This is a genomic window from Sporolactobacillus kofuensis (assembly GCF_024125425.1).
GTDB lineage: Bacteria > Bacillota > Bacilli > Bacillales > Sporolactobacillaceae > Sporolactobacillus > Sporolactobacillus kofuensis.
This window is the reverse complement of the sequence record NZ_JAMXWN010000001.1, coordinates 77988-91659: the sequence shown is the minus strand read 5'-3', so window position 1 is coordinate 91659 and position 13672 is coordinate 77988. Positions and strand designations below refer to the sequence as shown.

The 13672-nt window shown below is 38.2% G+C and carries 14 protein-coding genes and 1 other annotated feature; of the genes, 5 read left to right on the top strand and 9 right to left on the bottom strand.

Features of this window, described 5'->3' with window-relative positions; all coding sequences use genetic code 11:
* Positions 1–89: 89 nt before the first annotated feature.
* Complete coding sequence (locus NIE32_RS00415) at positions 90–710, bottom strand: DUF47 domain-containing protein (protein WP_253051887.1); 621 nt, start codon at positions 708–710, stop codon at positions 90–92.
* Between the two features lie 328 nt (positions 711–1038).
* Between NIE32_RS00415 and NIE32_RS00410 the strand changes: the two genes are divergently transcribed.
* Both NIE32_RS00410 and NIE32_RS00405 read left to right on the top strand, forming a co-directional pair.
* Positions 1039–2274, top strand: coding sequence for an MFS transporter (locus tag NIE32_RS00410; RefSeq protein ID WP_253051885.1), 1236 nt, complete (start codon positions 1039–1041; stop codon positions 2272–2274).
* 54 nt (positions 2275–2328) lie between these two features.
* Positions 2329–2946, top strand: coding sequence for a TetR/AcrR family transcriptional regulator (locus tag NIE32_RS00405; protein WP_253051883.1), 618 nt, complete (start codon positions 2329–2331; stop codon positions 2944–2946).
* A 54-nt stretch (positions 2947–3000) separates the two neighbouring features.
* Here the strand turns inward: NIE32_RS00405 and yfkAB are convergent, their stop codons facing one another.
* From yfkAB to NIE32_RS00385, 6 genes are all read right to left on the bottom strand, one after another.
* Complete coding sequence (gene yfkAB / locus NIE32_RS00400) at positions 3001–4131, bottom strand: radical SAM/CxCxxxxC motif protein YfkAB (protein WP_253051881.1); 1131 nt, start codon at positions 4129–4131, stop codon at positions 3001–3003.
* Positions 4132–4243: 112 nt separating this feature from the next.
* Complete coding sequence (locus tag NIE32_RS00395) at positions 4244–4513, bottom strand: hypothetical protein (RefSeq protein WP_253051879.1); 270 nt, start codon at positions 4511–4513, stop codon at positions 4244–4246.
* Between the two features lie 262 nt (positions 4514–4775).
* Complete coding sequence (locus tag NIE32_RS14300; RefSeq protein WP_354326804.1) at positions 4776–4895, bottom strand: YjcZ family sporulation protein; 120 nt, start codon at positions 4893–4895, stop codon at positions 4776–4778.
* 390 nt (positions 4896–5285) lie between these two features.
* Positions 5286–5519, bottom strand: coding sequence for a response regulator transcription factor (locus NIE32_RS14295; RefSeq protein WP_354326802.1), 234 nt, complete (start codon positions 5517–5519; stop codon positions 5286–5288).
* Positions 5520–5532: 13 nt separating this feature from the next.
* Positions 5533–5757: a hypothetical protein gene (locus tag NIE32_RS00390; protein ID WP_253051877.1), complete on the bottom strand. Its 225-nt coding sequence runs from the start codon at positions 5755–5757 to the stop codon at positions 5533–5535.
* A 212-nt stretch (positions 5758–5969) separates the two neighbouring features.
* Positions 5970–7211, bottom strand: coding sequence for a coiled-coil domain-containing protein (locus NIE32_RS00385; RefSeq protein WP_253051875.1), 1242 nt, complete (start codon positions 7209–7211; stop codon positions 5970–5972).
* 334 nt (positions 7212–7545) lie between these two features.
* On the opposite strand from NIE32_RS00385, the gene NIE32_RS00380 reads away from it, so the two are divergent.
* The 3 genes from NIE32_RS00380 to NIE32_RS00370 all read left to right on the top strand — a co-directional run bounded on the left by NIE32_RS00380 (position 7546) and on the right by NIE32_RS00370 (position 11226).
* The gene (locus NIE32_RS00380; RefSeq protein WP_253051873.1) at positions 7546–8049 is read left to right on the top strand and encodes a hypothetical protein; all 504 of its coding nucleotides are present in this window, start codon (positions 7546–7548) and stop codon (positions 8047–8049) included.
* A gap of 354 nt (positions 8050–8403) precedes the next feature.
* Positions 8404–10392, top strand: a complete 1989-nt coding sequence (ltaS, locus tag NIE32_RS00375; RefSeq protein ID WP_253051871.1) for a lipoteichoic acid synthase — start codon at positions 8404–8406, stop codon at positions 10390–10392.
* A gap of 111 nt (positions 10393–10503) precedes the next feature.
* Complete coding sequence (locus NIE32_RS00370) at positions 10504–11226, top strand: metallophosphoesterase family protein (protein ID WP_253051869.1); 723 nt, start codon at positions 10504–10506, stop codon at positions 11224–11226.
* Between the two features lie 238 nt (positions 11227–11464).
* Here NIE32_RS00370 and NIE32_RS00365 read toward each other — a convergent pair whose 3' ends face one another.
* The gene (locus NIE32_RS00365) at positions 11465–11704 is read right to left on the bottom strand and encodes a YtxH domain-containing protein (protein ID WP_253051867.1); all 240 of its coding nucleotides are present in this window, start codon (positions 11702–11704) and stop codon (positions 11465–11467) included.
* 176 nt (positions 11705–11880) lie between these two features.
* Positions 11881–13131, bottom strand: coding sequence for a tyrosine--tRNA ligase (gene tyrS / locus NIE32_RS00360; RefSeq protein ID WP_253051865.1), 1251 nt, complete (start codon positions 13129–13131; stop codon positions 11881–11883).
* A gap of 92 nt (positions 13132–13223) precedes the next feature.
* Positions 13224–13438, bottom strand: a binding site (T-box leader).
* Positions 13439–13672 lie beyond the last annotated feature (234 nt).

The window sequence follows — 13672 nt, the reverse complement described above, 5'->3', positions numbered from 1 at the left end:
TTTCATTACCAATGACTTAGCGGCACATCATTCCATGCAGCATAAAATCTCTTATGCTTGATTGAGTAAAATTTTTCGTTGTGCTTTACTTAGGCATTTCGCATCATAATCGTCTCGAGCGTATCGGCTACATCCTCACAACTATCGGCTACACTTTCTAACATTTCATAGAGTTCTTTATATTGAATGATTTTTATTGCATCTTTTTCATTTTTAAACAGATTAGTAATGCACTTTACAAGCAGTTCATCACATTCCGTTTCATAATCGTTAATTTTAATGACACTGTTACGAATACCTGATAGATTTTTTTTGCTCATCAATGTAATGGCTTGTGCAATTTCTTTGGCAGACTCATAAAGATAGCCCACAAATTCAACCATATATTCGTCTGCGTGAGATATGCCATAGATCTCCAATCCCATTGACCATTCTTCAAATCCATCCAGTACATCATCCATCTTCATCGCTAATTCAAGAATATCCTCTCGTTGCAATGGTGTAACGAAAGTCTTATTTAGCGCAATGATGAGTTCGTGAACATAAGAATCGCCTTTACGTTCGAAGCTTTTCATTTTCTGTGAAAATTCATGCAAATCTGCTTCATTCTTTATTTTGCTTTCATCAAAAAATTTAGCGGATTCCTCAAGATTCAAAGAAATTATTGAAAGCATGTTCAAAAACTTGTCATTTTTCGACAAAAAGTGCACAAAGTCCACCTCTCCATCATTAATTAACAAACTGATCTCAGCTCGTCCAGAAGAAACTGAATCTCAGTTCTCTTAGGTCTACCCTTTAATAAAAAGAGCCCAAACTTCATTTTAACAGAACACGACAAATTTACAATCCGTTTTCATTATGTTAAAAAAAGCTTAACACAATTTTCGACATGATTCGCTACTATAGGTAAATTGAGTAAATGTATCATTTAAAAAAACTTAAAATGATTAGACAAGTAAAAATCTCCGCAGTTGAAAATGACACAAGTGTCGTTTATAATAATGACACTTGTGTCATTATATTGAGGAGCTGATTTATATGTCTATTAATTTTTGGAAGCTACTTTCCGGTCGTGCACTCAGCACAATAGGAATGAGCTTGTACAATGTTTCTCTGGTTTGGTTTATCTACCATTTAACGAAAAATACTTTTTATACTGGTTTGGCAAGCTTTTTAGTGCTAGCACCTATGATGTTTCAATTTTTAGCTGGACCACTTATTGAACACTTAGACAAGAAAAAATTGTTATGGATGACTGAGCTTGGCCAAGTGATATCAGTCATTGCGGCCTACTTACTATTCACTACATTATGGCACTCAATAGGTTCTTTATTGCTGCTTACACCTGTCGTCGCAGTCTTATCAATGTTCAGCAATCCTGCTGAAATGTCTCTGATTCCCGAATTTGTGAATGAAGATCACTATGCAGCAGCAAATACATTAATGAATGTTACCTACCAGACATTTACAATTATTTTCACCAGTTTATCAGGTTTACTAATTCTTTTTCTTAGCCCTTTGTCCATTTACCTGCTCTCTATTTTCTTTAATATTTGCAGTATTTTAATTTTTTTTCAAATCAATCGAAACAAAAGTCAGCAAAACCTGCCCAGCGAACATCCATATTCTTTAACTAATAACTTGAGCAGCTATTGGAATAATCTAACATCCGGATTTCAAATCGTCCGACATTCGTTTATTGTTCAATTTCTTCCCGCTACAATCGTTGCCAATCTTACATTTGGCATGTTGAATGCAACTTTGCCAGCATATGCTTCCTGGCGTGGCGGTCCCCAGTGGTATGGGTTTTATCAATCTGCAGAAACGATCGGTATTCTGATCGGGTCAGCTCTCGCACCTGCATTAAAAAAATTTCCATTAGGCTATCTAGTGATTCTAGGATTTCTGATGGGTGGTTGCTCCTGGCTTGTCTCATTTTTCACTTCAATAAACAGTCTTTCATTAATTCTTTATGCAGTCAGTTTAATCCCGACAGGAATGACGAACATTCTTTTTGTTGCTGCACTTCAAAAGGCAGTATCTCAAAAATATTTGGCACAAATCTATACAATCATGATCAGTGCAGGAGGTTGTGCGATGCCGCTCGGTTCTTTAATCGGTGGACAATTGGCTCAGTCAGCCGGTCTTGCTCCGATATTCATCAGCATCGGTGCAAGCTTCGTATTTGTGTCTCTTTATTGGCTTATTGTTCCTACATTGAGAAGAATGCCTGAAACCAATCAACTCGGAAGTGGTCAATATACAATTCAGTAAGCGATATGAATTCACTCGTCTATGCTATACTATGGACAAACGAGGTGGATAAGCATGCCAAAGGTAACCGAGGCGCACGTTGCTGAACGGCGAAAACAAATTCTAGCTGCTGCTCAAGATGTCTTTTCAACAAAGGGATTTGAACCCGCGACCATGCAAGACATCGTTAAGATTTCCGGAATGAGCCGTGGCGGCGTCTATCAATATTTTGGGAGCACGGAAGCAATGATGCGCGCGCTTCTTGAACAAAATACCAAAGAATTTAGCGACTATGTCCAATCACTTATTCAAAAAAATGGAATAATATGGGATTCGCTTGTTGAATACCTCAATAGTGTATCCAAGGAAGCAAATACGCCTTTTTCAATTGCCGTTTATGAATACTTTGTTTCCGGTTGGCATAATGAGGAAAGAAAAGCATATTTAGCGAAGCGTTATCTCAACGGTCAGTCTGTTTTTCTTCAGCTTTTCAAGGAAGGCGTTCGCCGTGGTGAATTTTTTCCCTGCCAGCCTCTGGAAGTGATCACGCGTTTTTTTATTAACGTGACTGACGGAATCGCATTGGAAGCTTCACTCCTAAATCATCAGCTTATTGATACGTCCAATCAAATTGATTCATTAAAATTATATCTTAAAACTGCATTAGGTATTGATAAAATGAATGTTGAATAATGTAAAAGGTCCTTTGCTGATGAGAGCAAAGGACCTTTTTTCTTAGCTTATGACTTAACGCGTAATCAATGCTTTCCGTTTCATAAAATCAACATCTTTATAGTACGTATTCTTAACCAATACATTAGGACCAAGACACTTAACTGCAGGGCAGTGACAATTCAGTGATTTTGCAAGAGGTGTTGTCAACCAATGTTGATAGGCATCTTCAAGATTTGTCGTTTTGATATTGCCCAATGCTGGGGCATCGCCAAAGTCAGTGACAATGATATTTCCATCAAAAATATTAACATTTAGTCGAGAGCGGCCATCTGGATCATTCCGCACAGTTACATTTTTCTCATGGTACAAACGTTCAAGCAATGCCAGATCTTCTTCATTTTTATTACAAGGATAGAATGGTAATGTTCCAAATAACATCCAAACATTCTGATCGCGGCAATCGAGCAAACGATTGATCCCTGAACGGATCTCATCAAGAGAGGCAACCTGTAGACTGCTGGCGAAATCACTTGGATACATTGGATGCACTTCATGACGTTGGCAGCCCATTTCTACTACTTGCTCATGAATCCGTTCGAGATGAGGCAATGTCCGTTTGTTGATCATTGTTTCTGCTGAAACGATCACACCTCGAGCGGTTAATTCCCTTGCATTTTCAATCATACGATCAAAAAACATTCTTTGCGCTTCGATTTTCGGCTTCTTATCCATGACCGCAAAGCCAATAGTTGAATAATCCTCAAAGCTCCCATAATTAAAGGAAATATGAAGCACATCAAGATACGGAATAATCAATTCGTATCGAGCTAGATCAAGTGTCAAATTTGAATTAATCTGAGTTCTCAAGCCACGCTCGTGCGCATACTTTAAGATGGGCACCACATATTCTTTTACCGACTTGAGAGAGAGCATCGGTTCTCCGCCAGTAATACTTAGGGCATGAAGATCTTTTGCTTCATCAAGACGTTGGAAAATTAAGTCTAATGGAAGGGCATCCGGGTCACGTTTCTGCAAGGTATAGCCTACCGCACAATGCTCACATCTCATGTTGCAGAGCGTTGTCGTGGTAAATTCCACATTCGTCAGCTTTAAATGTCCATAGTGCTCCATATCAAAATAAGCTTCCCATGGATCATTTTCAGGACTGATCGGTGCTGTCCTTATCTGTTCAAGTGTTGTCATGTAACTCCTACCCTTTCAATATGAATTTACAATACTCCTACTATACCATATTGAAAAGATAATTCACTTGTTTGATCTATTTTCAGATATTTCATCGCTTTCGAAAGTAAAATTACGCAGTCTGTACACCATTCATATGTTTTGAGATATATTCCTTCGTTTCACTTATTCCACTACCTTCAATAACGATAAGACATTCATCGTCATGAGAAAACAAGATAAAGGATAGAAGCTCAGACAGACGATGAACCTTTTGAGCCTCATTTTTACCATATACATAAATATTCTGATTCCACTGAGAACAATATCCATAAAAGTCAACAAATTTATTCAGTTTCAATTCGGTCGGGTTAAATTTGAACGAGACGACGTTTGGTATCAAAGAAGGCACTTCCTTTCGTGTAATTAAGATACCTATATTGTCACACATTTCCGTCAAATTCTGAATGGGGTTTTTTTGTCGACTAAACACTAGTTTTCAAGAAGCATTACATAAAAAATTCGTTGACATTTTATTCTTTGCAAATCATGAACTCTACAACTGCCTGTCCCTATAAAAGTGATTCTTCATCTCCATGACAAAAAAACCGGATTTCATCTCATTTGAACGCCGGTTCATAAACCTTTTTTATCGTTACCGTTTGCTAGTAGAAAAGACCAACAATGACAAGGAGAATAAACATTACAACAATGAGAATAAACATACTCCATCCCCCTCTATTTTTCCATATCTTATGCGACCGTTTCCCTAATTGGTTGAGCATTCGCACATTTTTCGACAAAAACATTCCATTGTTCTTGATGCATTGGGTATATGGTATACAAGAAGGGGGCTCACAAGGAGGAATTATTTGGTAGCGTGTCCATGTTCTACATTGGAGAGATTTATCCTCCATTGCAAGCAATTTCTCATCTGTTTGAAGCTATTTCTAAAAAAATATTGATTCCTGTGTTGGTGACTTAATGAAATTGAGGAGTGTTGTCATAACGGTACTGAATCCGTGTGTAGGGTATGGGGATCTTGTATTTTAAAATCAATACGTAATTCCTTTTTCTGGTCATTTCATACTATTTCACCATAAGTATAAGTATCTGTTTACCTGCAAAGTACGCAGAAGAAAACGAATTGGTCTTTCCCACTTAATCTTGCCTGATCATAGCCAGCCTCTTTCTTTCGCAAGCAATGCTGCTTCTTGCCTCGTGCTCACTTCCATCTTTTGAATTGATGTTGATAGGTAATTGCGCACAGTTCCACGAGAAAGATGGAGCATTTCGGCAATTGTCTGGGTTCTTAATCCGGAAAGTGTCTGCCTTAGAACTTCTTGCTCACTTGCAGTGGGCGGATTTTCCTCACTAAAAAAGAATGATACCGCAAGATCTGGACTGATGTAGCGTTCCCCCTTATTTATTTGGCGAAGATGTACTTGTTAGAGCATACAGAACGACCATATAGCCAATCCAATAAAAAATTGACTCCTTTGTTTCAACCGTATTCAGATGGTGAAACCATTGTCCTCGCATAGAGTAGAGTATAGAAGCAATCGGAACACCTAGGGTAAAAAGAAAGTTAACCTTATAATACATTTTAACGCGCATAAAATGTTTGATTAGGGGTATTAGATTCATAAATGTCTCTCTCCCAACTCAACTTATTGAATTCATTCTAAATTGAGCGTGTTCGGGTGGGTAGTCACTGAAGTCATCAATTGTTGATGACAACTGTCAGTATTTAAAGCGACCATTAACTAGCTCAATGTCATCTCAAGCTCTACCTGATTTTCTGTACAAAAAAACACGAGCAATTAGGCTCGTGTTAAATGATCATTTAGTCAAATCAATTAGTTAAGGATTCGCCGAACGACGCCACGGAAATGTGATTTCCAATACGGATTAGACATGCTGACCACAGCAACACCTGTACTGCTTTGTGAACCAATGAAACGACCACCGCCAAGGTAGATACCAACATGTCCATTTGTTTTGTATGTATCAAAGAACACAAGGTCACCAGGGCGTGCAGAACTAAAGCTTACTGCACTACCTTGGCTAACCAAAGCACCAGTGCTTCTTCCTACACCAATTCCGTTTGCCGCAAACGCGGCATGAACAAAACCAGAGCAGTCAAACTGTCCAGTAGACGGACTGGATGCGCCAAAGACATAGGTTGAACGGCCAATAAATTTATTACCGTAATTAAGGATACCTGAGATACCGCCGGATGAAATTGAAGCAGACATGTTCACATCAGGAGATTGGTTCGAATCACTTGAAGAGCTTGATCCATTATCATTTGAAGATTGGTTACTTGATGCTTGGTCACTTGATCCCCCATTGTCCGATGTACTGCTATCTGGAGTGAAAGCAACCTGCTTAATTGACGCACGTTTGAGATCATTTGATGCACTTACCAAAGCTTTTAGTTGATCGGAAATATTGCTTTGCTTACTATCAAGAGCCTGAGCAGCAATTTTTTTCTTCTCTTGAAGAGCAACAACTTCACTCAATGTATTCTTTAACTTTTCGAGCCGTGCAACATTAGCTGCTTGCTTGCTTTCGACACTTGTTTTCTTTTGATTTACTGCCATTTGGTCGTTTTTCTGATCAGTAATAATCTTCTGATCTTGATTCGTAATGGTCGTCAACGCTAATGTACGGTCTATAAAATCACCAAAGTTTTTAGAACCAAGCAAAACATCTAAATAATTAACTGATCCACCATTTTTATAGATGGATACCAAACGGTCATTGAGCAAGGCCTTACGCTTTTCTATTCTTGCTTCAATTTCTTTTACTTCTGCCTTTAATGCATCAATTTGATCGTTCGTCTTGTTAATTTTCGATTGCCCGTCACTAATTTCGCCGGTTAACTGCAATTGTTTCTTATTCATCGAAGTAAGTTCATCTTGAATTGCTTGTTGCCGCTGAGACAATTGAGCTTGAAGTGATTTCTTTGCAGCAGTTTGTTTATTAATACTGCTTAATGATGGTGATGCATATGTAACTGAAGGTGCTATGGAAGTGTATGTAAGTCCGAACGTGAGTGCCAGTGTCACAGTAGCATTTTTCTTATTCATTTTCATGATTGGCTGAGTTCCTCCCCAAAACATTCATTCTCTTTTTATGTAAATTCACTCTTGCACTTTTATACAGGTTAAGTTGTTCTTCTCTTTATCGACTTTTTTATTATAGCACCGCGCCTTTTATAGCAGATATTAAGCTTATATGTCTTGTTGAAACATAAATGTAATATTAGCTCGACTTTCCATGAAAATTATCTGTTTTCTTTTGTAATCATTTTGTAATTTAAATAAATATTTTAGATTATCGCTTAATTTCGCCTAAAAAAGCTTGTAATAGGACAATTCAGATCAGTCATAAAATAACAGATATAGCACATCAACAGAGGTGATCCGAATGTTTCTTGTCTTAGGTTCTTTCTTGCTTTTGATTGTTCTTTTCAATCAGTTAAAAGAAAAACCTGTTACCGGCAAACTCTATCGACAACCACTTGCGCTGTTATTATTCACAGGTCTTACTCTATCCATGATGCCAGCCCTTCCGTTGATAGATTGGATCATCCTTATCACCACCCTCTGTTTCTCGTTTGGGCTTGGGCTGTTACAAGGAAGATTTACACCCCTTATCCACCATGACAGTACGTGGTACTTGGCTGGATCGATGATGTCTGTGCTCGTTTGGTCTCTTTCAATACCTATTCGATACACACTTAATTTCATTTCCATCCATTATCTATTCATGACCCCGTTATTAACAGGAGCTTCCAGTTTTATAATCTATTTTATTTTCATTGCCGGATTTCTTCTTGGCAGATACAGTATGCTGCTCTTTCGCTACCCCTCATTGATGAAGAATGTCGGCAAAAATGAACAGAAGTTGAAACGCCTTCAAATGCGGTGAAAACTTTCTGAAGAATCTCGTGAAAAACAGCCTCTTTTTTGGCTGTTTTTTTCAATTTAATGAATAATTTTCTTCTCCATTGAAACAATAATTCAACTTCTTTCCTATATAATACAAAAATCAACACCATAAAAATAAAAACGAGCCTTACTGTACAGCGCCCTTAACTTGACTTTTAGGGGAAAAGATTTAGAATTATTGAAGGTTTTGATGTCTTTTTTTTTACACACTTTTTACATGACGCTAACATATCGATTATGATATAATTTAGCCTTATTCTAAGGATATCTATTTCTGAATTTTTTCTAAACCTTATACGATCAATTTTCGTTTGATTCCGGGAGGTTAATACAATTGAAACAACTTTTTACTGTGGGGCATCGCTTTGTGAACAAGAAATATGCGTTATTTTTGCTCACAGTCATTTTGTTCTGGCTGAAAACATACGTGATCTATCTCACTCAGTTTAATCTTGGTGTAAATGATCACATGCAACAATTTCTTCTATTCATGAACCCACTCAGTTCTTCTCTTTTATTTCTTGGGATTGCGATCATCTTTAAAGGAAAATTACAACAATCATTAATGGTATTAATCAGTTTCATCCTTTCATTTTGGTTGTATGCAAATATTGTTTACTACAGATTTTTCAATGATTTTATTACGTTCTCAACAATGACTCAGTCAACAGGAAATGCAGGCGATTTGGGTGGAAGCGTACTTTCACTTATGAAACCTTATGATCTTCTGTTTTTTACAGATACGATCATTATTGCTGCTCTTATTGTTTTCAAAGTTGTCAAGCCTACAACAGAGCGGTGGAACATTCGCACTATTTTTACTGTCTTTGTTTCTGCTGTGATGGTCTTCATTATTAATTTAAGTTTAGCTGAGACAGATCGTCCGGAATTACTAAGCAGGACCTTTGACCGAAACTATATTGTCAAATATTTAGGTGCATATAACTTTGCAATCTATGATGCCATCCAAAATGCACGTTCGAATGCTCAGCGCGCAATGGCTGATAGTAGCGACATTAATGATATTCAAAATTTTACAAAGTCGAATTTTGCTAAGCCGAATTCAAACTATTATGCAAAGGGCAAAGGGATGAATGTGATCTATATCTCACTTGAGTCTCTGCAAAGCTTCATTATTAATTACAAAATGCCTGATGGAACAGAAGTGACACCGTTTCTAAATAAATTGACAACAGGAAAAGATAATACGACTTATTTTAAAAATTTCTTTCACCAGACCGGATCGGGTAAGACGTCTGATGCTGAATTTATGATGGAAAATTCATTATTTCCGCTTTCTCAGGGTCCTGTTTTTCAAATGAAAGGGTTTAACACATATCAGGCTGCTCCAGCAATTATGAACCAACGCGGTTATGAGACAGCTGCTTTTCATGGCAATGTAAAATCCTTCTGGAATCGAGATCAAATGTATAAATCACTTGGCTATGAACGGTTTTTCGATGCTAAGTACTATGACATGAGTGCCAAAAACACGAAGAATTACGGCATGAAAGATAAGCCATTCCTGAAGGAAACGATGCCTTATCTAAGCAACTTAAAGCAACCCTTTTACAGCAAGTTGATTCTATTATCGAACCATTTTCCTTTTGGAATGGATAAAGAAGATACCAATTTCCAACCGGGTGATTTTGGTGACAGTGTTGTCAATAACTATTTTCAATCTGCCAATTATATGGATCAAGCCATTGAACAATTTTTTACAGATCTGAAAAAAGCAGGCCTCTTTGATAAAACGATTATTATTATGTACGGTGATCATTACGGATTATCCGAAAATCATAACGATGCGATGGCAAAAGTACTTGGAAAAGATCAAATTACACCTTTCGAGAACGCACAGCTCCAACGTGTACCGTTGTTCATTCATATACCAAAGGTTGCCGGCGGAACCGTATCAACTTACGGCGGTGAAGTCGATGTTCGTCCAACTTTAATGAGCTTACTCGGTATCAACACCAAGAATTACATTCAATTCGGGACAGATTTATTCTCGAAGCAGCATAGACAAATTATTCCATTCCGTAATGGTGATGTGATAACGAATAAATACTCAATTGTCGGTGGTGTCGTTTATGATAATAACACCGGTAATAAGACTTCTGCATCACTCGGAAAGCCTTATGAGCGTCTTGCAAAGAAAGAGCTCGATTACTCAGATAAAGTCATTTTGGGCGATTTACTTCGCTTTTACCAACCAAAGGGCTTTGTACCACCGGATATTTCAAAGATTAATTACAATACAGATCAGAAAATCCAACCCGATTCTAATTATGGTAAACCTGAAGAAAATCATAAGAAATAACAAAGAGTCCCTTCAGGGGACTCTTTGTTTGTAGGGATCTTCCTTTGGAGTATCTAGAAGAATGATCCCTATTTTACTAGCAACAGTTGCATAATCAGAAGCAACTTGGCTATGATAGTGATAGAAAGAGAGGTTATTGATTTGCAGACGGTCAAACGGTTGCTTGTAATGAGTGATATACATGGACAAATTGATGCGTTTAACGCACTTTTAGATAAAGTGAAGTATAAGATGGAAGAAGATCTTCTTTTTTTATTAGGCGATTATGTAGATCGCGGTCAAAATCCGAGATCCTGTATACAAAAAGCAAGGGAATTAGAGGCACAAGGTGCTATCCCGCTAAAGGGAAATCATGAAGATATGATGGAAAAGGCACTTGCCGGTGAAAACTTACAAGCTCTTTCACATTGGGCTTCAAATGGTGGCACTCAAACACTCGCAAGCTACGGTTTATTGTTTGAAGATATCTATCATTCCATTCGGGATGGATCTTTATCTCTTCCTGATCAACTTCTCGACGATTTGCAATGGATTCAGAAACTCAACGTCTATGCGGAAACCGAACATTATTTTTTTGTGCATGCGGGTGTTGATCCTCAAAAAGCGATTAATGAAACGGATGACCAGACTTTTCTATGGATTCGTTCGCCATTTTTTGACGGCTATCACGGGGATAAGACTGTGATCTTCGGCCATACACCAACAATGAATTTACACGATACAAATGATGTTTACTTTGGCACCAATAACATTATTGGCATAGATGGTGGTTGCGTCTTTGGCGGACAACTGAATTGTTTGGAATTGCCCTCAAAAGTAATATATTCTGTATGAAAGAACAAGCAAATAGACTCTCATTCAAGCGGCGTCCCGCCCCAATCAGCGGGTCATGTATCTTTTTAGAAGAACTCGGGTTTCGCCGAGCCTTTGCAACAGCGAAGGCGACATTACCTTACTAATTTCCGTAAATTTTTTCAGATTTTATACTTTACTGCTGTATAAAAAAGCTCTTCACTCGAAAAGAAGAATCGAGTGAAGAGCTGTTTCCTTTATAAACGATCGTTTTAAAGTTTTATCGATAGGGCTCATTATCTTTATTTAATAAATTCGTTGTTACCTGTTTAACTTTCTCTACTCCGTTATCCATAATATCTTTAACAGAAAGATCTTTGCGAATTTCTTCGCCTTTTTTCGGTGCAAAAAGCAAGGCAATTGATGCACCAATGACACCACCGACAATTCCGCCAATAAACAATTCTTTAGTGCTTACTCCAGAGCAAGAACATGAACAATTTTCATTTTTCGCGCCCATTTAGCAACCTCCTTAACGGCATAATCTGATCTCTCATTGTAATCTTGGTCATCAGAATAAAACGATCCTGAATCACTCAATTTAAGTATACCACTTGACATGACATAACTGCTTTATTTTCAGATGTTAATTTGCACAAAGGATTTCTAACTCATTCATCATATGGTAAACCGCGATTAAAATTGGATTAAAGTATACTTCTTCTTCCCGCGTCGAACAATAATATACGCATCATCAATTCGATCTTTCTCCGTGAGGACATCATTCAAATCCGTACGACGCTCACCATTAATGTAGATCGCACCATTTGCTATATCTTCCCGAGCTTGCCGTTTTGAGGAATCAACTCCTGCATCAACAAGAAGATCAAGCAATTTCACTGAATCTTTTGTCTGTGCTTTAAAAGTTGGTACGTCTTTAAATCCTTGACGAATTTCTGCACCACTGAGTTCAGCAACATTTCCACTGAATAGCGCTTGTGAAATATGTTCAGCCTGCTTCAAAGCTTCTTCGCCATGTACGAGAATTGTCATTTCACGAGCCAATGCCTTTTGCGCTTTTCGTTCCTCAGGGTGCGCTGCAACGTCTTTGGCAAGTGCTTCGATTTCATCCTTCGATAAAAAGGTGAAATATTTAAGGAAGTTTACAACATCATCGTCCGATGCATTGAACCAAAACTGGTACCATACATAAGGCGTTGTTCGTTCGGGATCAAGCCAAATGGCTCCCCCCATAGATTTTCCAAATTTTGTTCCATCACTCTTCGTAATCAAAGGGAAGGTCATTGCAAATGCCTGGTCTTCATGACCACGCTTGCGAATCAATTCCAACCCTGCTGTGATATTTCCCCATTGGTCGCTCCCTCCAACCTGCATCCTGCACCCTTTCTTTTCGTACAGATTCAGATAATCAAAAGACTGCAGAAGCATGTATGAGAATTCAGTGAACGAGATCCCTGCTTCAAGCCTGGTCTGAACAGAGTCTTTGGATAGCATGTAGTTCAGTGTGAAGTGTTTGCCAACGTCTCGAAGGAACTCAATGGTCGATAGTGAATCCAACCATTCGGCATTATTCACAAATGTTGCCTTTCCATTATCGAAGTGAAGAAAACGATCCAGTTGGTTCTTCAAACTTTCAGCATAGCTAGCGACGATTTCCTTGGTATTCAATTGTCGTTCGGTTGAACGTCCGCTAGGATCTCCAATCATGCCGGTGCCGCCGCCAACGACAGCAATAGGATGATGCCCCGCTTTCTGCAAACGCATCATGATCACAATAACAAGCAAATTTCCTGCGTGTAGACTGTTTGCGGTTGGGTCAAATCCACAATAGAATGTCATCGGCTTCTTCAACGCTTCACGGAGCGCTTCTTCATCAGATACCTGATTAATTAGGCCTCTGTATTTCAAATCATCAAGAATATCCATCTGTAAACTCACCTTCCAGGCTTTTTATTTAGTCATGATGTAAAACACGCAATAACAATGGTTGATTTATACCAATAGAAAAAGCGCTCCAAAAAAGGAGCGCTTATCGCACGGTACCATCCTCATTAACTGTAAAATAACAGTCACTTAATTGAACATTAACGGTTGCAGCCGTCCTTCGCTACTGACCTTCACGAAAGATGCTCGGAGAGGTAATTCGCTACATCGACTGCTGCAAGGCTTTCACCAACCGCCTGCTCTCTAAGAAGCATATTCGACTGCTACTTAATCTCGTCATCGCTTTATCGATATTATTGTAAAGTTATTTTGCCACTTTTTCAGACAACTGTCAAATCAGTAAAGCTGAGCAAATACCGCCTGCTAATGCTCGTATCTTCGTTCAATGATCGCCAGAAATCAGATACCTCCTTATGTTTATTAAAAATTGGCTTGCAAAGCCTCTGTTGCAGATGGCGTTAACGTCATGCTTAGATTAACTTCTGCAAATCTATTAAGATTTTTTTATGCTTAGTGTAGAAAA

Excerpts from the sequence above, each read along its gene's own strand:
- yfkAB (WP_253051881.1), bottom strand. The coding sequence starts at position 4,131 with ATGACAACACTTGAACAGATAAGGACAGCACCGATCAGTCCTGAAAAT.
- NIE32_RS00385 (WP_253051875.1), bottom strand. The coding sequence starts at position 7,211 with ATGAAAATGAATAAGAAAAATGCTACTGTGACACTGGCACTCACGTTC.
- NIE32_RS00380 (WP_253051873.1), top strand. The coding sequence starts at position 7,546 with ATGTTTCTTGTCTTAGGTTCTTTCTTGCTTTTGATTGTTCTTTTCAAT.
- NIE32_RS00405 (WP_253051883.1), top strand. The coding sequence starts at position 2,329 with ATGCCAAAGGTAACCGAGGCGCACGTTGCTGAACGGCGAAAACAAATT.
- tyrS (WP_253051865.1), bottom strand. The coding sequence starts at position 13,131 with ATGGATATTCTTGATGATTTGAAATACAGAGGCCTAATTAATCAGGTA.
- NIE32_RS00390 (WP_253051877.1), bottom strand. The coding sequence starts at position 5,757 with ATGAATCTAATACCCCTAATCAAACATTTTATGCGCGTTAAAATGTAT.
- NIE32_RS00370 (WP_253051869.1), top strand. The coding sequence starts at position 10,504 with ATGATAGTGATAGAAAGAGAGGTTATTGATTTGCAGACGGTCAAACGG.
- NIE32_RS00410 (WP_253051885.1), top strand. The coding sequence starts at position 1,039 with ATGTCTATTAATTTTTGGAAGCTACTTTCCGGTCGTGCACTCAGCACA.
- NIE32_RS00365 (WP_253051867.1), bottom strand. The coding sequence starts at position 11,704 with ATGGGCGCGAAAAATGAAAATTGTTCATGTTCTTGCTCTGGAGTAAGC.
- NIE32_RS14300 (WP_354326804.1), bottom strand. The coding sequence starts at position 4,895 with ATGCTCAACCAATTAGGGAAACGGTCGCATAAGATATGGAAAAATAGA.